23 protein-coding genes and 1 other RNA gene are annotated in these 21,974 nt (G+C 56.3%); 14 read left to right on the top strand and 10 right to left on the bottom strand.

Going from position 1 to position 21,974, the window contains the following annotated elements; all coding sequences use genetic code 11:
* The 3 genes from ACR0LZ_RS03655 to ACR0LZ_RS03645 are packed head-to-tail and all read right to left on the bottom strand — an operon-like array spanning nt 1 to nt 1,943.
* A complete protein-coding gene (locus ACR0LZ_RS03655) occupies nt 1–507 on the bottom strand; it encodes a DinB family protein (RefSeq protein WP_480748415.1) in 507 nt (168 codons plus the stop codon).
* Nucleotides 507–1,193, bottom strand: a complete 687-nt coding sequence (locus ACR0LZ_RS03650; RefSeq protein WP_480748414.1) for a DUF1326 domain-containing protein — start codon at nt 1,191–1,193, stop codon at nt 507–509. Before ACR0LZ_RS03650 ends, ACR0LZ_RS03655 begins: the two co-directional genes overlap by 1 nt.
* Before the next feature lie 12 nt (nt 1,194–1,205).
* Nucleotides 1,206–1,943 (bottom strand): DUF2182 domain-containing protein, encoded by a 738-nt coding sequence (locus ACR0LZ_RS03645; protein ID WP_480748437.1) that lies wholly within the window; start codon nt 1,941–1,943, stop codon nt 1,206–1,208.
* Between the two features lie 110 nt (nt 1,944–2,053).
* Here ACR0LZ_RS03645 and ACR0LZ_RS03640 point away from each other — a divergent pair, with 110 nt between their 5' ends.
* The 8 genes from ACR0LZ_RS03640 to ACR0LZ_RS03605 all read left to right on the top strand — a co-directional run bounded on the left by ACR0LZ_RS03640 (nt 2,054) and on the right by ACR0LZ_RS03605 (nt 8,649).
* Nucleotides 2,054–2,788 carry a FadR/GntR family transcriptional regulator gene (locus tag ACR0LZ_RS03640; RefSeq protein WP_480748413.1) on the top strand — a complete coding sequence of 245 codons (735 nt, stop codon included), beginning with the start codon at nt 2,054–2,056 and terminating at the stop codon, nt 2,786–2,788.
* Between the two features lie 130 nt (nt 2,789–2,918).
* Nucleotides 2,919–4,319, top strand: coding sequence for a selenium-binding protein SBP56-related protein (locus ACR0LZ_RS03635; protein ID WP_480748412.1), 1,401 nt, complete (start codon nt 2,919–2,921; stop codon nt 4,317–4,319).
* A gap of 13 nt (nt 4,320–4,332) precedes the next feature.
* Complete coding sequence (locus ACR0LZ_RS03630; RefSeq protein ID WP_480748411.1) at nt 4,333–4,983, top strand: hypothetical protein; 651 nt, start codon at nt 4,333–4,335, stop codon at nt 4,981–4,983.
* Between the two features lie 54 nt (nt 4,984–5,037).
* Nucleotides 5,038–5,386, top strand: a transfer-messenger RNA (tmRNA) gene (gene ssrA, locus ACR0LZ_RS03625).
* 99 nt (nt 5,387–5,485) lie between these two features.
* Nucleotides 5,486–5,917, top strand: a complete 432-nt coding sequence (locus tag ACR0LZ_RS03620; RefSeq protein ID WP_480748410.1) for an ester cyclase — start codon at nt 5,486–5,488, stop codon at nt 5,915–5,917.
* 128 nt (nt 5,918–6,045) lie between these two features.
* A complete protein-coding gene (locus ACR0LZ_RS03615) occupies nt 6,046–6,861 on the top strand; it encodes a chromate resistance protein ChrB domain-containing protein (RefSeq protein ID WP_480748409.1) in 816 nt (271 codons plus the stop codon).
* Nucleotides 6,858–8,108 carry a chromate efflux transporter gene (gene chrA, locus ACR0LZ_RS03610; RefSeq protein WP_480748408.1) on the top strand — a complete coding sequence of 417 codons (1,251 nt, stop codon included), beginning with the start codon at nt 6,858–6,860 and terminating at the stop codon, nt 8,106–8,108. Before ACR0LZ_RS03615 ends, chrA begins: the two co-directional genes overlap by 4 nt.
* Nucleotides 8,109–8,184: 76 nt before the next feature.
* Nucleotides 8,185–8,649: an SspB family protein gene (locus ACR0LZ_RS03605; protein WP_480748407.1), complete on the top strand. Its 465-nt coding sequence runs from the start codon at nt 8,185–8,187 to the stop codon at nt 8,647–8,649.
* A gap of 45 nt (nt 8,650–8,694) precedes the next feature.
* Here ACR0LZ_RS03605 and ACR0LZ_RS03600 read toward each other — a convergent pair whose 3' ends face one another.
* Complete coding sequence (locus ACR0LZ_RS03600) at nt 8,695–9,258, bottom strand: hypothetical protein (protein WP_480748406.1); 564 nt, start codon at nt 9,256–9,258, stop codon at nt 8,695–8,697.
* Nucleotides 9,259–9,466: 208 nt separating this feature from the next.
* On the opposite strand from ACR0LZ_RS03600, the gene fumC reads away from it, so the two are divergent.
* The 4 genes from fumC to ACR0LZ_RS03580 are packed head-to-tail and all read left to right on the top strand — an operon-like array spanning nt 9,467 to nt 11,917.
* The gene (fumC, locus tag ACR0LZ_RS03595) at nt 9,467–10,861 is read left to right on the top strand and encodes a class II fumarate hydratase (protein ID WP_480748405.1); all 1,395 of its coding nucleotides are present in this window, start codon (nt 9,467–9,469) and stop codon (nt 10,859–10,861) included.
* Nucleotides 10,861–11,037, top strand: coding sequence for a DUF4169 family protein (locus ACR0LZ_RS03590; RefSeq protein ID WP_480748404.1), 177 nt, complete (start codon nt 10,861–10,863; stop codon nt 11,035–11,037). The genes fumC and ACR0LZ_RS03590 overlap by 1 nt, the downstream gene beginning before the upstream one ends.
* Entirely contained in the window at nt 11,034–11,255 is a 222-nt protein-coding gene (locus tag ACR0LZ_RS03585; protein WP_267364385.1) for a ribbon-helix-helix domain-containing protein, read from the top strand. Before ACR0LZ_RS03590 ends, ACR0LZ_RS03585 begins: the two co-directional genes overlap by 4 nt.
* Nucleotides 11,256–11,314: 59 nt before the next feature.
* On the top strand, nt 11,315–11,917 hold the full coding sequence (locus ACR0LZ_RS03580; RefSeq protein WP_480748403.1) for a DNA-3-methyladenine glycosylase I: 603 nt from the start codon (nt 11,315–11,317) through the stop codon (nt 11,915–11,917).
* A 27-nt stretch (nt 11,918–11,944) separates the two neighbouring features.
* Here the strand turns inward: ACR0LZ_RS03580 and ACR0LZ_RS03575 are convergent, their stop codons facing one another.
* From ACR0LZ_RS03575 to ACR0LZ_RS03560, 4 genes are all read right to left on the bottom strand, one after another.
* Nucleotides 11,945–12,826, bottom strand: coding sequence for a fructose bisphosphate aldolase (locus ACR0LZ_RS03575; protein ID WP_480748402.1), 882 nt, complete (start codon nt 12,824–12,826; stop codon nt 11,945–11,947).
* 71 nt (nt 12,827–12,897) lie between these two features.
* Nucleotides 12,898–14,247 (bottom strand): cytochrome P450, encoded by a 1,350-nt coding sequence (locus tag ACR0LZ_RS03570; RefSeq protein WP_480748401.1) that lies wholly within the window; start codon nt 14,245–14,247, stop codon nt 12,898–12,900.
* Complete coding sequence (locus ACR0LZ_RS03565; RefSeq protein WP_480748400.1) at nt 14,244–15,458, bottom strand: hypothetical protein; 1,215 nt, start codon at nt 15,456–15,458, stop codon at nt 14,244–14,246. Before ACR0LZ_RS03565 ends, ACR0LZ_RS03570 begins: the two co-directional genes overlap by 4 nt.
* Before the next feature lie 86 nt (nt 15,459–15,544).
* Nucleotides 15,545–16,297, bottom strand: a complete 753-nt coding sequence (locus ACR0LZ_RS03560) for a cytochrome c biogenesis CcdA family protein (protein ID WP_480748399.1) — start codon at nt 16,295–16,297, stop codon at nt 15,545–15,547.
* A 106-nt stretch (nt 16,298–16,403) separates the two neighbouring features.
* Here ACR0LZ_RS03560 and ACR0LZ_RS03555 point away from each other — a divergent pair, with 106 nt between their 5' ends.
* Nucleotides 16,404–16,637, top strand: a complete 234-nt coding sequence (locus tag ACR0LZ_RS03555) for a sulfurtransferase TusA family protein (protein WP_480748398.1) — start codon at nt 16,404–16,406, stop codon at nt 16,635–16,637.
* Nucleotides 16,638–16,675: 38 nt separating this feature from the next.
* Here the strand turns inward: ACR0LZ_RS03555 and ACR0LZ_RS03550 are convergent, their stop codons facing one another.
* Nucleotides 16,676–19,426 (bottom strand): Rne/Rng family ribonuclease, encoded by a 2,751-nt coding sequence (locus ACR0LZ_RS03550; RefSeq protein WP_480748397.1) that lies wholly within the window; start codon nt 19,424–19,426, stop codon nt 16,676–16,678.
* Nucleotides 19,427–19,891: 465 nt separating this feature from the next.
* Here ACR0LZ_RS03550 and ACR0LZ_RS03545 point away from each other — a divergent pair, with 465 nt between their 5' ends.
* A complete protein-coding gene (locus ACR0LZ_RS03545; RefSeq protein ID WP_480748396.1) occupies nt 19,892–20,629 on the top strand; it encodes an alpha/beta hydrolase in 738 nt (245 codons plus the stop codon).
* Nucleotides 20,630–20,636: 7 nt separating this feature from the next.
* Here ACR0LZ_RS03545 and ACR0LZ_RS03540 read toward each other — a convergent pair whose 3' ends face one another.
* A complete protein-coding gene (locus ACR0LZ_RS03540) occupies nt 20,637–21,971 on the bottom strand; it encodes a sigma-54-dependent transcriptional regulator (RefSeq protein WP_480748395.1) in 1,335 nt (444 codons plus the stop codon).
* Nucleotides 21,972–21,974 lie beyond the last annotated feature (3 nt).

Below are 21,974 nucleotides of genomic sequence, written 5' to 3'. Positions count from 1 at the left end.
TCAGAACTCCGTCGGCATGAAGATCAGATCGCTGACCGGTGCCTTGGAACCGGTCTCTGTCAGCATTTTGTGAATTTGCCCCCTATGATGGGTCTGATGGTTGAAAAAATGGATGATCACCATCGCCATGGGCTTGCTGATCTCGCGCTTCGCGACTCCCGAGTACCACGTGATTTTCCCTGCCAGAGCTTGATCGTTCAATCTGTCCGCCCATTTGACGATCCGATCATCCATCTCACGCCGCGCGGGCAACCATGTGGCCAATTCGCTATGCAGCGCAGCACTGTGAGGAATACCACCTTCGGGTCCCGGACCGCCATCAAAGCGCGACATCCAGATTGTATCCCCCCAGAGCAGGTGGTTCGCCGTTCCAAGGATCGAGCCAAAGAACGCTCCCCGATCTCGGGTCAGTTCATCGGCGCTCAACGCATCAAAAAAGCTCACCAACTGGCTGTTTTGCCAGCAATTATAGCGGGCCAATTCGCGCGCATACGCAGCCGAGATCATCACTTTGGTCCGTGCCAGTCGATCTGGCAGATTTCAGCGGAACGCCCGTCAAAATCCCAGACCCGGCCAAAGGCCCGCACCTTGCCCTTCGAGGCCGTGGCGACTGTGATGTCCGGCCCCATCCAGTATTCCGTGTTCGAGATCACGATATCCGTATCCTTGTCCTTGCCCTGGACCGGGAAGACAGTGCCCTGGATTTTTCGGCCCACCGTGATGTGGCGGTTCTTGCCTTCGTTGACATACGTAACCGGCTGCCGTTCGGCCCCAAGAAACTCACCCACCAAAACCGAGAACAGGCCGGTCGTTCCCTTCGCCTGCCCAGAAAAGATTTTGACCAACCCCTCGAACGCAGCGTGGCTTGCGCGATCATCGATGAACACGGCGGCCTTCCAGTTGCCGCGCGACATCATGCCCGGTATTTCAATCAAAAGTCCGATGTTGAGGCCGGACAAATCCTCGCCCCCATAGTGACCGCTGTCGATCCGAACACCGCCCCAGGTCTGGCAATGTCCTTCGGTCGGTGGATGCTTGCCCAACGATACCACGCAGGGGCAAAACACCGTGCAATTGCAGTTCAACACCAGTTCACCCTTGATCGTCCAAGGCGTCAGGCCGGGATCCTTGCGTTCCGCGGCAGGATGACGGCTGTCGATTTTTTCAACCACTTCCAAACGGTCATTTGCCATGAGTATTCCTCCTTAGATCAATCCGAAACCGATCGCCGCGGCGGTCGCAAGAAGCAGCGCGCCCAACGGTCGGGTAATCCAGCGCCCGAGATCGGGCATTTTCTCGAAAATCATGATCGCGGTCGCCAATCCCATGAACGCCAGGTTCATGACACCTCCGACAAACGCCAACAGCATGAGCGCCCAGCAGCAACCCAGACACACCAACCCCAACCTGATCCCGTTGCGCCACGGCCCTTCATCCCAATGCGCCAAAAAGAACATCATGGGCGAGCGACATTTTTCCAGGCAGGCATCTTTGATCGGCGAAAACTGATAAAGGCCCGCGATGGCCAGCAGACTGGCGGACAACCAGACACTGCCGCTTTGTCCCAACGGATCAAGCAATCCGACTTGATAGAGACCAAACTGCAGCAACGCAGCAGCAACGGAGAACCCAATCCAGACCGACAGATATCCGCCCAGCAACCGCGGCATCCGCACCGGAGCACCGGTCTGACCGAGTTCTTCGTAAGTTGCCAAGGCGGGCAAAACGGTAGGTGCCATCATCGCCGCAGACATCAAGACCCACATGGCGATCAAACGCGCAAATCCGGCTGTATCCGGTGTTACGATGCACAAGCTGGCCCAGAATTCGCCGCCATAGACAGATGCAAACTGGCGTATTTCGGACGGAACGGCCATAAGATACAGCAACGTCCATGCGGTTACGATCACCGCAAACAACCCCAACCAGTGAGGCGCGGACATGGCGCGAATGCGACTCGACAGCACGGCTATCCCCTCCTCACTCCCGACTCAGTTCTTGCAATTCAAATGTCAGACTTTTAAATGTCAGACAAATAAAAAATGACGTGCACATGAAAATTGATCCGCAAAACCCCGCCGATCTGTCAGCCCAGATCGCCCAGGCCATCAAAGACGCCATCGTCTCCGGTGCATTGATTGTCGACGCGCGGTTGCCGTCCGAAGCGGAACTGGCGGATCAATTTCAGGTGTCGCGACCCACCGTACGAGAGGCACTAAAACGGCTCGCGGCACAATCCCTGATCCGAACTCAACGTGGGGCAACCGGGGGGGCTTTCGTAAACCGTCTGAGTTTTGAAGACGCCTATTCCCAACAGATTACCACTTCTACGCTGTTGCTGTCGATGAACGCCGTCAGCTTCGATACTGCCTGCGAAGCCCGTTATGCGCTGGAGCGTGCTTGTGCGCCGTTGTCGGCGACGCGTCGGACGGCTGACCAACTGGCGACAATGCGGGCCGAGATTTTTCGCCAATCACAGCCCGGTTTGACCGACGAGGCGTTTTGCGCCTCGGACGTGGCGTTTCATCGGGCGTTGGTTGATGGCGCCGGAAATCCGGTTCTGTCCTATCAGCTCGCCGGAGCCGTCGAGGCGATGCAGCCTCTGATGAACATGATCACCTTCACGGCCCGATCGCGCGAAGCAATCATTGCTCTGCACACCCGTATCGCGGATGCACTTGATGCATGCGACGCTCCGGCCGCGGATAAGGCGTTGGCAGAACTGGAATCCTACACACGGCAATTGGCGCAAGACGTCGTCGAACGACGCCGGAAACGGCCGGAATAATCCAATTCCTTAACTCTGGGCTTGACGCGCGGTGTGTCGCAACATGACACTCGGGCAGGCAGCGTGGCGCCCGGCATCAAGACCGGTTTTCCCTATAATAATATATATCAACGATTTACGGGAGGAAGTTATGAATCTTAGACCGGACCCAACCTTTTATCCATCCCCCAAGATAGCGATGGAAGCACCGGCTGAAACCTTGGCCTTTACCCTTATGCTAAGCCCGGATTTCTCTCAACCCGACGGTTTGGCAGTGGTCAATGTCGATCCGAAGTCGAAGGATTATGGCAAGATCGTTCATTCTGTGATCATGCCGGAAAAAGGCGATGAGTTTCATCACTTTGGATGGAATGCCTGCTCCTCTTCACTTTCACCACTCACGGGCCATGCCTTTCTTGAACGGCGCTACCTCATCATTCCGGGTATTCGGTCCAGCAGGATTTATGTCATCGATGTCAAAGATCCCTTGGCTGCCAAGATCCACAAGATCATCGAACCCGAGGAGGTCTTTGCAAAGACTGGCTATTCACGCCCGCATACGATCCACTGCGGACCCGAAGGCATCTATGTCAGCACGCTGGGCGGCGGTGGGCCCGACGGCACTGATGGGCCTCCGGGTATCTTCATTCTTGACTGTCAGACATTCGACATCATCGGCCGATACGAAATCGAACGCGGAGTGCAGGACAAGCAGTATGATTTCTGGTGGAACCTGCCTCGCGACTATATGGTCAGTTCGGAATGGGGCCTGCCGCCTCAGTTCGAAAATGGCCTTGTTCCCGAAGATTTGTTGTCCAACAAATACGGGCACCGGATTCACTTTTGGAATTTGAGAAGCCGCACAAACGTTCAAACCATCGATCTGGGCGAGAACCATCAGATGGCCTTGGAAATCCGCCCGGCGCATGATCCGGTCAAACAGCATGGATTCTGCGGTGTGGTGGTGGATACAACCAATCTGCAAGGCTGTATCTTTACTTGGTGGCGTAAGCCAGATGGCACATTTGAGGCCCAAAAAACCATCACGATAGACCCACAACCAGCGGACCCCGACGACCTGCCAGAGCTTCTAAAAGGCTTTGCCGCCGTACCACCGCTCGTCACCGACATTGATCTCAGTCTTGATGACAAATACCTCTATGTCTCGTGCTGGGGCATTGGCGAGATGCATCAATACGACGTATCCGATCCGATGAACCCCGTTTTGGCCGGAAAGGTCGACATCGGCGGGATCGTCAAGAAAACCAAGCATCTCAATGGCAAGGATTTCGGCTATGGCCCGCAGATGGTCGAGATCAGCCGCGACGGCAAACGTGTCTATTGGACCAATTCGCTGTATTCTACCTGGGATGACCAGTTTTACCCAGGTGATCGGGGCGCGGCCATGGTGAAAGCGGATGTAGGCGAGAATGGTGGGTTAACCTTGGATCCTGAGTTCTGGGTCGAATTCCCTGACGGATACCGCACACACCAGATACGTCTTGAGGGCGGAGACTGCTCAACCGACAGTTTCTGCTATCCTTCGGTCTGACTTGGACACTCTGATGACAACAACGGCCGGCCTTTGGCTGGCCGTTTTTCTGAGCGGCCTTTATCACGGGATTAACCCGGGAATGGGGTGGCCTCTGGCTGTTTCCGCAGCGCTTATGGAGCAGAAACATTCTGCTCTGTTGCGCGCGCTGGGCGCATTGGCGGCGGGGCATTTTCTGGCCATGCTCGCCATCCTGCTGCCTTTCGCGATGCTGACCACGCTCGTGGAGTGGCAGCTCGAGATTCGTATTGGTGCATCGGTTCTGGTGACAGCAATGGGTCTCTATCTTCTGGCAACCCGAAGGCATCCACGCTTCTTGTCCCGCGTTCCGCCTGCCCGCCTTGTGCTGTGGTCATTCCTTGTCGCTCTGGCGCATGGAGCAGCGTTGATGCTCGTTCCAATCTATTTGGGGCTTTGTAAGCTGGATGAGGAAAGCACCGGCCATCAGGCGGCCGGTGAATTGATGGGTGCGAATGTAGGATTGACTTTGCTGGTAGCAACACTTCACACGGTTGCGATGATTGCGGTCGGCGCGGTTCTTTCGGTCGCGGTCTATCGATGGCTGGGCCTTCGGTTCCTGTCACGCAGCTGGTTCGATCTGGAATTGGTGTGGGCAATGAGTCTTGTTGCTGTCGGTGGCCTCAGTCTCTGGGCGGCGATTTGAGGGGCGCTTCCTCGGATATTCTTTTTTGTTAAATGCATACTGGATCGTGTTTCGCCTCTTTGCATCGGTCAACTTCCCACTTATATCTGTAGTGTCCCTTTGGGGACTATGGACATAAACGCGCTCGTAATAAGCGGATCGGACCCGGGGGCGGTACCCGGCGGCTCCACCAAAATCCTTCGTTTGGGGATCATGGGGCCGAAATAGGATCGACGGACGTCTAAAGGGGTTGGCTTTGTCTCGGTGAGGTACCACCGTTACCGGTCCGAACAGTACAATTGCAAACGACAATCGTGCTCCGGTTGCAGTTGCTGCGTAAGCAGTAACAAGACCGAAACTTAAGCCCTTGCGCCTAGCCGCGTAAGGCGGGGTCCGCAGGTACCTGGCAACAGAAACCTGCATTTTCCTGAAAAAGATCAGACTTTATCGAAATTGCTGGGTCGGATTCAGGTATTGTACACCTTTTTCTCCCATCGTGACCAGACAACGACGGAGATGCGAGATGACGAAATCCGACGCCTTGAAAGCTTGGTACAAGGAAGTCTGGGAGCAAGGCAATGTTGATGCCATTCCCCGCTTCTTTGCTCCGGATACATTGGCCGACGGCTTGATTCCGGAAATGCAGGTCGGCCCGGACGATTTTCGAGATCTGGTAACAGCTTTTAGGCACATTCTTGGTGAAATCCGGGTCGATATACCAAAGATTATCGAGGACGATGATTGGCTGTCGGCCATATTGCATGTCCGCACCTCACGCGCGGACAATGGCGCACCCATCGAAGTTTCCGGTCAGGTCATGGCGCGGTTTCGCGATGGCGTCATGGTGGAAACTTACAATCAGTTCGATTTCATCTCGTTTTTTGAACAACTTGGTCAGTTTCCACAAGATACACTGCCGGTCTGCATGACCGGTCAGCGCTTGGATTTCGCCTAGTGTTCAATCCCGAGTATTGACGGCAACCGAGATCAAGCGCTAGCAATGTTGCATGGGGCTGGATTGCGAACGCCCCGTGAGGCGCCAGCCCAAGGTTCGCATGTTTCCAATGGAAAAGGACACATGCCATGGTTGCTCCGAACGCAATAACAGTCCCTCAACTCATCCGTCTGATCGGCACTCCGTCAAGCCCCACTATCGTCGACGTATCAACTGTCGAAGATTTTCAGGTCGATCCTTTTATGATTCCGGGGTCGTTCCGGCACCCCCACACCGACGTCGAAGGGCTTTGCCAGCGAATTGGTGACAGGCCCTGTGTAATTGCCTGCCAAAAAGGCCAAAAGCTCAGTCAGGGCTTGGTGGCCTGGCTGCAAAATGATGGCTTTCGCGCCGAGTTCCTGGAAGGTGGAATGTACGCTTGGCGAGAGCATCCCGAAGCCATGCGGATTCCATCTGCCAATATTCCTGCGGCGGTCGGCGGTAGTACACTTTGGGTCACGCGTCATCGCCCCAAAATAGACCGGATCGCCTGTCCCTGGCTCATCCGGCGATTTGTCGATCCCAAAGCACGATTTCTCTTCGTTGCACCGGCAGAAGTATCGGGGGTCGCCGAACGATATGCAGCAACCCCATTTGATGTCGAAGACACGTTCTGGAGTCACCGGGGCGAAAAATGCACCTTTGACACAATGCTTGACGAATTCCAGCTTAGATCCACTGCTCTTGATCACCTTTCGAAAGTTGTGCGAGGGGCGGATACCAACCGGCACGATCTGGCGCCTGAGGCGGCAGGCCTGCTTGCTATTTCCGTCGGTCTGTCACGCCAATACCGGGACGATCACGAGCAGCTTACGGCCGGGGTTCAATTGTATGACGCGTTATACCGTTGGGCGCGTGACGGGTATGAAGAAGGACACGACTGGCCGGCGGATCGCAAGAAATGACCCCGACACTTGGCGATCTGGCGCGCGTTTTTGGACGGATCGGAGTCATGTCGTTTGGAGGTCCGGCGGCGCAAATCTCGTTGATGCATCAGGAACTCGTTGAAAAAAGACCCTGGCTCGACGATCAGACGTTTCTGCGCGCCTTGTCCCTGTGCATGCTTTTGCCCGGCCCTGAGGCGATGCAGTTGGCAACCTATTCCGGCTGGCGGCTCAAGGGCGTTTCTGGCGGATTGCTGGCGGGCGGGTTGTTCGTTATCCCGGGCGCAATTGTTATCGCCGTCCTGACTACACTCTATGCCGCATACGGCGCGCTGCCCTTGGTGCAATCCGCTTTTTTGGGCATCAAGGCGGCAGTAATCATCATTGTTCTCCAAGCGCTTCTGAGTTTATCGCGCAGGGCGCTTGTATCGGGCGTGGCAAGGTCAATCTCGGTTCTGGCATTCATAGCCATCTTCGTATTCAACTTACCTTTTCCACTCATTATTGCACTCGCTGCCACCTGGGGGCTGATGACCTCATCTACGCCCACGACTGTCCCTTCGTCCATCAAGCGGCCTAGTGATAATCCAGTAAAAACGGCTGCGATATGGCTGACGCTTTGGCTGCTTCCCCTCTTCGTTGTGACCGCCTCAGGTCACCAGTTACTTAGCGATCTGGGCTGGTTTTTCGCCCGAATGGCGGTTGTGACATTTGGCGGTGCATATGCGGTTCTCGCCTACATGACACAGACTGTGGTGGACCAATATCACTGGATTTCGACAGACCAGATGATTGACGCCCTGGGCCTTGCAGAGACAACGCCTGGCCCGCTGATACTCGTCACCCAGTTCGTGGCGATGCTCAGCGGTCATATCCAGGGCGGTTTCGCCTTCTCTATCGCCGCCGGCCTCGTCGCTTTGTGGGCTACATTCGTTCCTTGCTTTTTATGGATATTTCTTGCCGCGCCGTATTTGGAGCAGATCTCTACGCGCCCCCGACTGGCTGCTGCACTGGCTGCGATTTCTGCGGCAGTGGTCGGTGTTATCCTGAATCTATCGGTCTGGTTTGCGCTCAACGTGCTGTTTGGAGCACTATCGTCGGTATCATTTGGACCAATGTCTTTTTCTTTGCCAGATCCCAGTCAACTGAATGTCGAAGCCCTATTGTTGACCACATTTGCAGGGGTCCTGGTGTTCGGGGTCAAATTTCGCATTGAGACGACCTTGGTGATTTTGGCGGTCACTGGAACAATCGGGCATTTCATCTGACCAAGAATCCGATAGAAGCACTTTTGTTTCCAAGCGAATCCCGTATGCTGAAACCAATATTTATCGAGGAAATACCATGTCGCGCGACATTGACTACGGAAACCTCATGCACTCTGCGATGCGGGGGCTGATCAGGACAGTTCTGGCAGACGTCGCCGCGAGCGGTCTTCCGGGGGCGCACCACTTTTTCATCACTTTCGACACCCGCCATGCCGGGGTCGAACTCGCCGATTGGCTGTGTGACCGGTACCCCGAAGAAATGACCATTGTCATGCAGCATTGGTTCGAAAACCTCATTGTAACCAATGATGGTTTTTCGATCACATTGAATTTCGGCGACTCGCCGGAACCGCTTTATATCCCGTACTCAGCCATAAAGACTTTCGTTGATCCTTCGGTTGAATTCGGCCTTCGGTTCGAAACTGCCGATGGAGAAGACGAAGAAGAGCCCCTGGATGCTACGCCAGAGGTCTTCGAAGACGCACCCGAACAGCCACGGCACGATGCCGATGTGGTGTCACTGGATAGCTTCCGCAAATAATCCATTCGAAATCAAAAAGCCGCCCGGACCCGCAATTCGCGGGCCTTATTCCTTGGTCAGAAATGTTTCAACGGATCTGGATTTCGTTCCGTTTCGAAACCGTGTGAACGATAGATGAAGACCACCTTTGGCCAGTGTCCTGTCGAATTGCTGCAATTCGTACCCTCCGGCATCGTCAATGAACAGGGAATAGATCGTCATCGTATCGCCGGTAATTCGACCCCAAACAAATGGTTCACCCTTCATTGGGTCCAACTGAACCTCGTGTCCGAATACGTTCCGGCGCATGGCAGCTGAATAGACATCCGCCCTGTCTGTCGGCAAGAAATCGACCGAGTATTCCTGTTCCTTCACACGCCCGTCTTGTCTATAAGTCGTCGTGCTCCAACTCACGTTAAACCCGTCCTTGGTTTCGGCGATTGCGACGCTCATATCCCGAGGTGTTTCTGTTCCTTCTGTATCCACCAAGTTGGCCGAGCCGTGATAGACTCCCACGTATGACGAGACTTCCGCCGCGTAACCGGAACCGGATACCGACAAGAAGATCAAAAAACCCGTTAACCCATACCGCATCACACGGAACAAACGCTCTCGGAACAGTTCAAGCATCCGGATTCTCCACTCTGGTAATGAAAACCATCTTACAGCCGAGCCCAAGGCAAACAACGATACAGTTCCGCACGGGCACGAAAAATTGACGCGCCAGAAAGTCTGTACCTGCAAAAGCCTTGCGCATAAGGTGCGCCCAACTGGCCGATTGCGTCACGGCTTAGCTGCGGCTAAACGGCATACAACAGCATACCAGACGGAGTGACAGATGTCTCAGACCCGCACCGAATCCGACAGCTTTGGCCCGCTCGAGGTTCCTGCCGACAAGTATTGGGGCGCGCAAACGCAGCGTTCGATCATGAACTTCCCGATCGGTTGGGAAAAACAACCCATCGCCATTGTGCGTGCGCTGGGCGTGATCAAGCAAGCCTGCGCGATGGAAAACAAAGCGACTGGCAAACTGGATGCCAGGATTGCCGATGCCATCATTCAGGCCGCGGCTGAAGTGATCGAAGGCAAGTTTGACGACAACTTTCCGCTGGTCGTCTGGCAGACGGGTTCTGGCACCCAGTCGAACATGAATTCGAACGAGGTCATCGCGAACCGAGCCATCGAAATTCTGGGCGGTATCATTGGTTCAAAAGACCCCGTGCATCCAAACGATCATTGCAACATGGGTCAGTCGTCGAATGATACCTTTCCCACCGCGATGCACATCGCCACGGCGATGAGTGTTCGTGACGTCCTTCTGCCGGGGCTTGAAAAGCTGGCCTGTGGTCTTGAGCAGAAGGCTGATGAGTTCAAGGACATCATCAAAATCGGCCGGACCCATACGCAGGATGCGACACCTCTGACCCTGGGGCAGGAATTCAGCGGTTATGCCCACCAGATCCGTCAGGGGATTGCACGCGTTCACGCGGCGCTACCCGGCATCTACGAACTGGCGCAGGGCGGCACCGCCGTTGGCACAGGCCTGAACACCCAAAACGGTTGGGGCGAAGCGGTTGCGAGCCATATGGCGCAGATCACCGGCCTGCCCTTCGTGACCGCGCCGAACAAGTTCGAAGCGCTTGCTGCCCATGACGCCATGGTCTTTATGTCCGGGGCTTTGGCGACCATCGCGGGCAGCTGTTACAAGATTGCCAACGACATCCGTTTCCTGGGCTCTGGCCCGCGTTCGGGGCTTGGCGAACTGATCCTGCCCGAGAACGAGCCCGGTTCCTCCATCATGCCCGGCAAGGTGAACCCGACCCAGGCCGAGGCGCTGACACAGGTTGCTGCGCATGTAATGGGCAACAACGCCGCGATGAATTTTGCCGGCAGTCAGGGCCATTTCGAGCTGAACGTTTACAACCCGATGATGTCCTACAACCTGTTGCAATCGATCCAGCTGCTGGGCGACGCGGCCGACAGCTTTACCGAGAGGATGTTGCTGGGCATCAAGGCCAATGAGCCGCGCATCGACAAGCTGATGAAGGAATCGCTGATGCTGGTGACGGCGCTGGCCCCGACCATCGGCTATGACAACGCCACCACGGTCGCCAAGACCGCGCATAAGAACGGCACAACCCTCAAGGAAGAAGCCATTGCGCTGGGGTTTGTGGACGAGGCAACCTTTGATGCCGTTGTGCGCCCCGAACAGATGATCGGCCCGAAAGACTGATGGGCAAGCCGGTCAACCTGAACCGGTATCGAAAAGAAAAGGCGCGGGTCGAAAAGAAGGCCCGCGCAGATCAGAATGCCGTCGCCTTTGGGCGCACCAAGTCCGAAAAAGCAATCGTCAAGCTTCAGCAGGACAAGCAGAAGCGTGACCTTGACAATCACGAGCTGGATGAATGAGCGGCCGACCGATAAAACGTTCATTGACCCTCAAGGGACACCGGACATCTGTCTCGCTTGAAGATGAGTTCTGGCGGGCATTTCGCGATATTGCGAAAGAAAAAGATCAGCCAATCAATGCACTGGCCGCGCAAATTGATGTTGACCGCGACCCGGAAACCGGATTGGCCTCGGCTATTCGCGTGTTTATTCTGAACTGGTACCGAGACAAGGTTTAACGCTTGTCAGATCTTGGCTGTTGGGTGTAACGCCCCCAAGGAACAAAAGGGGTACACTCATGGGAAACACGGTATTGGGACCTGACGGTCAACCTCGGTGTTCCTGGTGCCAGGCGGCGCCGGAATTCTTTGACTATCATGACACCGAATGGGGCTTTCCGGTCTCGGATGATCAGCGACTGTTCGAGAAACTGTGCCTGGAAAGCTTTCAGTCGGGTCTTAGCTGGCGCACGATCCTGAACAAGCGCGAGGCTTTCCGAGAAGCGTTTTACGGGTTTGATTTCAACAAGATGGCCGAGTTCTCTGAAGCCGATGTTGAACGTCTGCTGCAAAATGATGGGATCATTCGCCACCGGGGCAAGATCGAGGCGGTGATCAACAACGCCCGCCGCGCGCAGGAACTGGTGGCGTCAGAAGGATCGCTGGCGGCTTATGTCTGGCGGTATGAGGCGGAAACCCCGCCGCCCCCGCAATCAGCATCCACATCGCCCGAGTCGGTGGCAATGTCGAAGGACCTCAAGAAACGGGGCTGGAAGTTTGTTGGCCCCACGACAGTGTTTGCGTTCATGCAGGCCATGGGGCTGGTCAATGACCATGCCGAGGGCTGCGTGATGCGCGATAAGGCTGCACAGCTCAGAAAAGAATTCGACAAGCCCAATTAAAAAGCGCCCCGAAGGGCGCTTTAGGCATCACACCGACGCGCGATATATCTTGTCGATATTGCTACCAACTGCAGCATTGAACTCTTCATCCGACTGCTGCTTGGACAGGCCTTCGGTCAAAGCACGCGAGAATGAAGCGATCATCTTGCCGTTCTTGGCCAACAGGTCGCACGCCTCTTCGGTAGAGTATCCACCCGACAACGCAACAACACGCAGGACACGCGGATGATCCGCTAACGCGTCGTAAAGGTTGGCCTTGCTCGGAATGGTGAGTTTGAGCATCACTTCCTGCCCATCGCTCAGCTTGTCCAGGTTTTTGAGGATTTCTGCTTTCAGAATATCCTCAGCCTCGGCCTTGGTTTCGGAATGGATGTTCACCTCTGGCTCCACGATCGGGACCATTCCTGCAGCGATCACGTCACGCGCAACGTCGAATTGCTGGGTAACGACCGCCGCAATGCCTTGGGCATTGGCCTCGTGGATTACCGAACGTTCCTTGGTCCCAAAAACATTGGGATATTTGGCCAGAGATTCGGCAAGGCCCGGAATCGGCTTCATCATCTGAACGCCGTTTTCCTGCTCAGCCAGGCCTTTATCGATCTTGAGGAACGGTACGATGCCCTTTTTTTGCCAGAGGTAGTCGGCAACAGGCTTGCCGTCGATTTCCTCGCCCAGGGTACGTTCAAACAAGATCGCACCGATCACCTTGTCGCTGGTAAAGCCATCCGCAAGGATGATCCGCGCCCGCATCTTCTGGATCTCGTCGAACATCTCTTCTTCCGAGCCGTACTGCGAGGCATCCACGCCATAAAGCGCCAGCGCCTTGGGGGTAGAGCCGCCACTTTGATCCAGAGCTGCGATAAACCCCGCCCCGTTGGTCATTTGTTCGCGCTGATCTGCCTTGGACATAACACTTTCCCGTTCAATCTGATTCCACTTTGCCTTCCGCATACAGCAAGGTTTTGACGGATGGTAGATTGTTAGCGCTCAAGGACGCGCAGCCAAATGCCGTCCTTTGCCCTGACCGTCAGATGAGCGACTGGAACCGGATCGCGCCCCTCAACCCGTTCGAATCGGAAATGGCGCAGAAACAGGGACAGGATCAGCGGACCTTCGACCATGGCAAATCCTGCGCCCGTACACACGCGCGGACCAGCAGAAAATGGCATATATGCCTCGCGCTGGCATTTTCGACCGTTCTCAGTCCCCCATCGCGCCGGATCGAATTCATCCGGCCTTTGCCACAAGCGTTCATGCCGGTGCAGGTGCCAGGGGCTCAGAACTATCTGCGCGCCTTTCGGAACTGGCCTGTTCCGAAACCGGTTTGGACAGATAGTTTCCCGCACCATCATCGGCACCGGAGGGTACAAGCGCAACGCCTCGCGAAACACATCACGACTTAACTTGAGACGGGACATGACCGCAAAGCTGTGATCCTCCAACGCCGCAGCCTCGGCAGCAACCTTTTCCTGCCAGTCCGGAAACAGCGCCATCAGATATAGCGTCCAAGCCAGGGCGGATGCACTGGTCTCGTGTCCAGCAAGAAAAAAGATGGCCACCTGATCCACCATCTCTTCGGTACTGAACCGCTCACCTGTTACCGGGTCGACGGTTGTCATGATCTTGGTTGCCAGATCGTCGGGCGCGGTGCCCGCCTCAATCTCGGCCATTCGCTGAACCGTCAGTTCTTTGATCAACCGACGCACTGCTGCAGCGTTCTCCCGTGTCTGACGCGAATGAAACCGCGGAATCCACCGTGGCATCGGCAGGAAAGCCGCCAGGTTCAACAAGGGCTGCGCCCGCTGGTAGGCGCGAAACCTTTCAAATACTTGCGAAGCTATGTCGTGATCTATGGGAATTGAAAAAAGTGTTCGAAAAATCACGTCTGCCGCCGCATGGCTGGTAATCTCCTCAAACTCGACATTTTGCCCCACATGCGATCTCAAGCGGTCAACACTCGCTTGAGATGCTGAAAGCATGGCCGGAAACGTGTCGCGCAGCCTGCCCCCTTCAAATGCCGGATCAATAATCCGCCGCTGCCGTTTCCAGGTCTCACCATTGGTCAGAAACACCGAGTTCCCCAAAAGCGGCTTGAGACCCTCGCGTATTCGGTCAGATTTCGGAAAATCATCCGGGCGCCGTTTCAAGACAACGTCAACCAGGTCCGGCTGATTGACCAGAAAGGATCGAAAAAAAGGCGTGCGAAATTCTGCCATCCACGCACGATACAAACGGTGCGGCTGGGCCGAAAGCAGGTCCTGACGGAACATTTTGACATAATGCCAAAGCGAAACTTTGTCTGTCCGCGACGCGGGTTTGGGGGGGATCATGCGGCCACCGACGTGTATTTCGACACCGACTTATCGATCCTGGATTTCGAAGACTTTCGCCCACTAAAACGTTCAGCCAAGGTCAGTGGCCCAGCAGTGATGCGAAAGTAATCGTAGTCGCGCGGTCGGTCAAATGCGCAAAGATACTGAAAATGCAATCGAAAGAAACGCCAGCGCAGCGCCTTCCATCGTGCCGGAGAAAGGGTTTGCGTAAAGGCCGCAGAAACGACAAGCGGCCAACGCTTGTTCTCAGTCGCAACCCCACTTACAGCAACCGCATCGCATAGGGCAAAGGCGCAACCGTCGCCGGGGGCCGACACGTCAATCCAGGTGATCCTGTCGCTTGTTCCAAGAAAACGCAGATCGGCACGCAATCTGTGAGCTTCGGGCAGGAACGAAACCATCGGCGTCACCTGACCCAATGTCAGAAACCCCAAAGCTGGACCGTCATCACGGACACCACCGGACCGGATCAGGTCTGCCAGAACCGAAACCCCCAAGTGGGCGCCGGAACTATGACCCACGAGCAGAACTTCATCGACATCGCCACGCATTGCGTCGCTGATCAGCGCCGTGAATTCGGCTAGCCGCACATCCAATTCCTGAGGTGTTCTGCCGTGAGATCTGGAGGAATAGATGTAGTTGTGCAGCAGGTAGTAAACGAGGAGCTTGTTATCCAGTTTTCGAAACCACTGCAAAGCACCGGCGCTGGTGGCAATCGCCAAAGCATAACCAAACAAACCCAGAAGCGGTTTTGATACCAGAGTGACCGCCACGCCCAGAAACGCTGCAAGTATCAACTGCAAGACCAGCATGCCGACCGGGTAGAGTGCGGCGATCACCGGCCCTTTGCGCAACCTCATCACGCGGCGCAGGGTGCCGGTCGCGACATAGATCCAGGCCATACGAACCGTTTGCATATAGGTTTTGGCGATCGAGCCAGCCATGCTGTCCCGCACAAGATCAGACCAGACCAAAACATCAAACTCGGCCTCTACTTGTCTTCCATCCTGCAGGGATGTCACATGCCAGCCATAGCGTTCGACGCCGGTTTTCGGACGAAGTGCGATGTCATACCCTGAAATCCGCGCCTGTTCCGCCCCCTCCTTGCGATACAACTCTCTGTATCTGCGTGCGTGCACGGGATCGTATCCGGGCAGGTAAAACACCCGGCGCGTGCGCACCTGTCTGTGCAACGATTGACTGCTCACGATCTCGACCTCATGGCCAAAACCTATAGCGGAATTTCGGCAAGCGTAAGACCCGCCACCTTCGATTTCAGGCAAGTTTTAACACGTCAACCCAGCGTCGCGAGCCCCGGAAATGTTTCCAGCAACCACCAACTGAAAGCCGTAAAAAGCCCGGTGACCAGCATGATACCCACGAACAACAGCAGTCCGCCCATAACCTTCTCGATCGTTCCCATATAGGGCTTGATCCGGTTCATTACCGACATGGACCGGTTCAGGAACATCGCCGCCAGCAAGAATGGTATACCTAAACCCGCCGCATAGACCCCCAGCAACAACGTTCCTCGCGCCACCGAAGCCTCGGACGCCGCCAGCGAGAGAATTGCACCAAGTTGCGGACCGATGCAGGGCGTCCAGCCAAAAGCGAACGCCAGACCGAGGATATAGGCACCGAATACCGATCCTCCGGAGTCACCAGTTTCCATACGTGCTTCACGGTCAAGTAGTGGAATACGAAACACGTTCAAAAAATGAAGCCCGAAAACAATGACGACAGCCCCGGAGAGCTTGGCAAAAAGCTCCTGGTTCGACAGAACAAAGGCTCCGAAAGCCGAAGCAGTGAACCCAAGCAACAGAAAGACCGTGGACAGGCCCAAAACGAAAAACAGCGCCGCCAGAGTCGCCTTTCGCCGTGCCCGCGCCTGATCCTGCATTTCGTTGATTGTCACGCCGCTCATATACGCCAGGTACGGCGGCACGATGGGCAGGACACAAGGCGACAGAAAGCTGATGACGCCGCCAAGCATGGCGATGAACATGGCAGGCAGCAGGCCCGCGTCGATGATATCGATTCCGAACATGTAACTGCACATATGTCATGAATGCGCGGACGTCACGAGGCCATGCGGTCACATCCCCGTGGTCTGACCGCTGGACAGGATCGGCGTTGGGCAATATCTGGCATATATGACCGAGATAACCGAAACTCTGGACGCTTTGGGCTTGCTGTGCCCCCTGCCCGTCCTAAAGGCCAGGAAACGGCTGAAGTCCATGCCAGACGGTGCAACTCTGCGCATTCTGGCAGATGATCCTGCAGCTATAGTCGACGTTCCTCACTTCTGCGCAGAATCAGGACATGCGTTGCTTTCAACTGGCGAAGACGGTGATCACCAGTTCTATCTGATCCGAAAGGGCGGATAGAAAAAAGGCGGGTCAATCGGACCCGCCTTTTTGAAACATCAATTTCCCGCAGACCACCATCCACGCCGCTTTGGCTTGGGGGGCTCAGCTGGCTGTGGTGGCTCTTCCGACACGGTTTCCAACGTTGGCTCTGTGTCGGTTTGTTCGTCCGACTCGTCGGGATTCTCAGATTCAGCATCAGACTGTTGAGTTTCCTCGACAGCTGAAGCGCTCTCTTCTGCGACCGACGTAGTTTCCAGAACGGCCTCAGATTCCACTTGTGCCTCTGCTTCCGGCTCCGACGCAGCGCTTTCCACCACTTCGAGCTGACTTTCCTCTACGCCAGGCTCCGTCGGCTGGTCCGCCGCAGAGTTCTCTGTCTCGTTGGTTTCGGACGCGTCGCCTGCGTCATTTTCCAAAGCTACTGGTTCGTTCACGGCTTCCGAGTTCGGAGCAGCTTCTTCAACTACGGTAGCCTCTTCCTTTTTCTTCCGACGAGGTGCGCGGCGTTTCTTCGGCTTGGGTGCGTCGTCCTGCTGGGCCTCTTCTGTCGCTTCATCAGACGAAGGTTGACTTGGTTTTTCTTTTGCCTCGACGCTTCCCTCTTCCGGGGTAAACTCTGATGGCTGAGTTTCACCAGAATCGGCAGCATCACCATTTCCACCGCTCTTTTTGCGGCGGCGGCGGCGGCGCTTACGCTTGGGTTTTTGCTCTTCCTCGACCTGAACTGTATCTTCTTCTTCGTCGTCGCTTTCATCCGCATCTACCTGATCCATCAGGGATGCGTTTACCGAGACAACAGGGGCCAAAGGTTCAGGCACAATGCGGCTTGCGGTCTTGAACTTCTCCATCGAGAAATCCGGACTGACCAGATGAACGTCGCCTTCTATCCGGACCGACAATCCATATCGCGCCTCGATCTGAGCGATATGTTCGCGCTTCTGGTTCATCAGGAAGTTCGCGATCCCCACCGGGCAGCGCACCAGAACCTCGCGCGAGCGGCGGCGGGTGCCCTCCTCTTCGATCTGACGCAGAATCGACAAAGCCATATTGTCATCCGACCGGATCAAACCAGTGCCATGGCACGACGGGCAAGGCTGCGTTGTCGCTTCAAGCATACCGGGGCGCAGCCGCTGACGGCTCATCTCCAGCAAACCAAACCCCGAAATACGCCCAACCTGAATGCGGGCGCGGTCGGTCTTAAGCTTGTCTTTCAAGCGCTTTTCGACGGCTGCATTGTTCTTGCGCTCGTCCATGTCGATGAAATCGATCACGATCAACCCGGCCAAGTCGCGCAAACGCAGCTGCCGCGCCACTTCCTCGGCCGCTTCCAGGTTGGTCTTGAGCGCGGTTTCCTCGATCGAACCTTCTTTGGTCGCACGGCCCGAATTGACATCGATGGCAACAAGCGCCTCTGTCACGCCGATCACGATATAGCCACCCGACTTCAACTGCACCGCCGGGTTGAACATCGAGCTCAGGTAGCTTTCCACCTGATAGCGCGCGAACAATGGCAGCGTATCTTCGTACCGTTTCACGTTCTTGGCGTGAGACGGCATTATCATTTTCATGAAGTCCTTGGCGATGCGATATCCGCCCTCGCCCTCGACCAACACCTCGTCGATATCGCGGTTGTACAGATCACGGATCGACCGCTTGATCAGGTCACCTTCTTCATAAATCTTCGCCGGCGCAATCGATTTCAGGGTCAGTTCGCGGATCTGTTCCCAAAGGCGCTGCAGGTATTCATAGTCGCGTTTTATCTCGGATTTGGTGCGCCTGGCGCCGGCAGTCCGGATGATCAGGCCCGCACCGGTCGGGACATCGATTTCCGAAGCGATTTCTTTCAGCTTTTTGCGGTCGGCCGCATTGGTAATCTTGCGGCTGATGCCGCCGCCACGGGCGGTATTCGGCATCAATACGCAATAGCGACCGGCCAGAGACAGATAGGTGGTCAGCGCAGCACCTTTGTTGCCGCGTTCTTCTTTGACGACTTGAACCAGCAGAACCTGGCGAACCTTTATGACTTCCTGAATCTTGTATCGGCGCGGGCGCGGCTTGCGATGTGGGCGAATATCCTCGCTGTCATCCTCTTCGGCCACGGATTCGATGCTGTCATCCTTGTCGCTTGCGTCCACACCGCCGATTTCGTCATCATCGCCATTGTCGCCATCGTCATCGGCTTGTTTTTCCGCCTCTTCAACAGCTGTGTCCCGAGGCGTTTCTTCGGATGCGCCATCAGAACCGGTATCAGAGCCGTCAGCATCTTCCCCGTCCGAAGGTTCCTCCACCGGGGTTTCCGCCACACGCTCCATCGGCGAGGTCCCTTCGGGCACCTCTGAATCACCGGGTTCGTCATCGTCATCCAAGTCGATCGTTTCCATGCCCGTGGGTTCCGAGGCCACATCCTTGGTCTCTACCGGGTCGTTTGACTTGAAGTCTTCGGCTTTGGCGCGCGAGCGTGAGCGGCGTTTTTTCGGTTTTCCCTCGTCAGTTTCGTCGCGATCCTTCATCGCTTCGGCATAGGCGCGCTCTTCCTCCATCAGCGCCTCGCGGTCGGCGACGGGGATCTGGTAGTAGTCGGGATGGATCTCGGAAAACGCCAGAAAACCATGACGGTTCCCGCCGTAATCGACAAAGGCCGCCTGAAGCGACGGCTCCACTCGCGTTACTTTTGCAAGATAGATGTTGCCAGCTAGCTGGCGTTTGTTTTCGGATTCAAAGTCGAACTCCTCGACCTTGTTGCCGTCCACCACCACGACGCGGGTTTCCTCCGCGTGGGTGGCATCGATAAGCATTTTCTTAGCCATGTTTCCTTGGTGCACCGCGCCAAATGCGTTGTCCTACCCTGTCCGGGCGGATGGGCGCTTTTGGGGTGGTGTCTTGTCTGGGCGATGTGAGACGGCGCAAGGCAGGGTCCGGCGCTATCGCCCCCTGCCCGTTCACTCAATGGTCGCGCGCGCGTCATCGCGGTTCTTCTCCGACAGACGCGGTCCAGCCTGCGCCTGCCCATTATTCCTTTCACCCGATTGTCCCGGGCGAAGGCACTCCATTGCCTCTGATCAGAGGCACAATCGGCCTGCGTTGCCATCCGGAAGTGGTCCGAAAGTTGCGGCAAAGCAGCGAAACTCAATGATTCGGGGCTTATAGACGCTGAATGCACCCTGCCCGTCCCGTCACAATAAAAGCAGTCCTGCGGAAAACACAATGGGCAAAGTGAATGCGTCTGACCGGAATGGCTTGACGGTTCTGTGGCTTCGACCAACCATCAAACGATGAAAAGCTGGTTTTTCCTCGGGTTCTTCACGCTGCACCTTGGCATCGCATCCTTGGCTGTTGCCCAGGAAAGTGTTCATTTTGTACTGGTCCACGGGGCGTGGGTGAGCGAAATGTACTGGAGGCCCATCGCAGATGTACTGAAGGATGGCGGCGCAGATGTGACCGCCGTGAACCTTCCGATGACCGGCGCCACCACCACTGTCGGCGATCAGGGCACATACACTTCTGAAGTTATCGATGCCTTGTCCGGCCCCGTGATCCTTGTGGCGCACAGTGCCGGAACGCGGCCGGCCACCGTTGCCTGGGATATCAGTCGGGACAAAATAGCGGCCGTGGTGTTCATCGAAGGCGTGCTGCCGACACATTCGGAACCCGAAGTCATCCCCGCCGACACCCGCACCCTGCAATGGCTGGTCATCAACGCGCCGGATATCGTCGATCTGGGAATGTGGCCTCCGCCACCGGTGCTGGTCGAAAGATATGGCGATCAGACCCGCCCTGTCAGCCTCGCGTCGCTGACCGGAGCGGTCAAGTTGACCCATGGGCCGCTGCCAAGAGATATCCCCCGCGTGGCGATCACCATGACCGACAGCCCATTGCGCTCTCTGGCCCGTGACGCCCGAGCGGCAAGCGGCTGGCAGCACGTCGAACTGTCCGGAACTCACGACATAACGCAAAACGCCGCAGCGATTGCCACGGCGCTTCTGGATATTGCGGAGTCACTGCCGAAGTGAGGATGCGTCAGAGGTAATCCGAACGCTGCAGGCCATACTTGGCCATCTTCTCGTTCAAAGTCCGGCGCGGCAGGCACAGTTCATCCATCACCGAGGCGATCGAGCCCTTGTGGCGGCGCATGGTGTTGTCGATCAGCATCCTTTCGAACGCTTCGACATATTCCTTGAGCGGCTTGCCCTCGGTCGTCATCACCGGCTGCATCTCTTCGTGATCGGACATCAGGAGCGAGGCAATAGTACCCGAGCCGCGACGCGATTGCAGAACGGCACGTTCGGCGATGTTGATCAGCTGTCGCACGTTTCCGGGCCACGGCGCCTGCAGCAGTTGCGCGGCTTCCTGCGCGCTCACTTGTGGTGCGTCGCACCCGTATTCTTCGGCGAACTGTTCGCTCAGACGGGTGAACAGCGTCAGGATGTCTTCGCCGCGCTGGCGCAGCGGCGGCATCGTGATCCGCAGGGCTGCGAGACGATAGAACAGGTCGGGGCGCAGCACGTCCTCGCTTGTCTTACCGGCCTCCTGCAGGTTCGAGATGGCCACGATGCGGGTTTCCGCAGGTGTCCCCTGTTCGTTCACTACGCTCAGAAGTCGGGCTTGCAACGTGTCGCTCAGGGCCTCGATACCTTCCAGCACCAGCGTACCACCGCGCGCTTCTTCGATGGCGGGCAACTGGCTGTCTTCGGGCTGCATCGGGCCGAAGAGGCGTTTGGACAATGCCTCCTCTCCCAAGGCGGCGCAGGATACCAGCACGAACTTCTTGCCCGCGCGGCTGCCAACGGCGTGCAGCGCATGAGCGCAGAGCGTCTTGCCGGTTCCGGTTTCACCGTCGATCAGCACATGACCATCGGCCTGCCCCAGATCCAGTATATCCTCGCGCAGGCGTTCCATGACCGGGCTGGCACCGATCAGCTTTTTCATGATCTGGGTGCCCCCCGACAATTCGCGGCGCAGTGCCCGGTTGTCGAGTGTCAGGCGGCGGGCATTGCTGGCGCGTTTGGCCAGTTCCGACATGCGGTCGGGGTTGAACGGCTTTTCCAGAAAATCGAAGGCGCCGACACGCATGGCTTCGACCGCCATCGGCACGTCGCCATGACCGGTGATCATGATGACCGGCAGGGTGCTGTCCGATCCCATCAGTTTCTTGAGAAACTGAATGCCATCCATCCCAGGCATCTTGATATCGGAAATCACGATCCCCGGATAATCCGGCCCCAGCACCTTGAGCGCCTCTTCGGCACTTGCGAATGTTTCCGTGTCGTACCCGGACAACGCCAGCCACTGGCTGATCGATTGGCGCATATCCTGTTCGTCGTCCACGATGGCGATTTTCATGGCCTGTGCCATAGT

This window comes from Ruegeria sp. CI1 (assembly GCF_056536925.1).
Note: the sequence above shows the minus strand (reverse complement) of the source record. Positions and strands in the feature narration are given on the sequence as shown.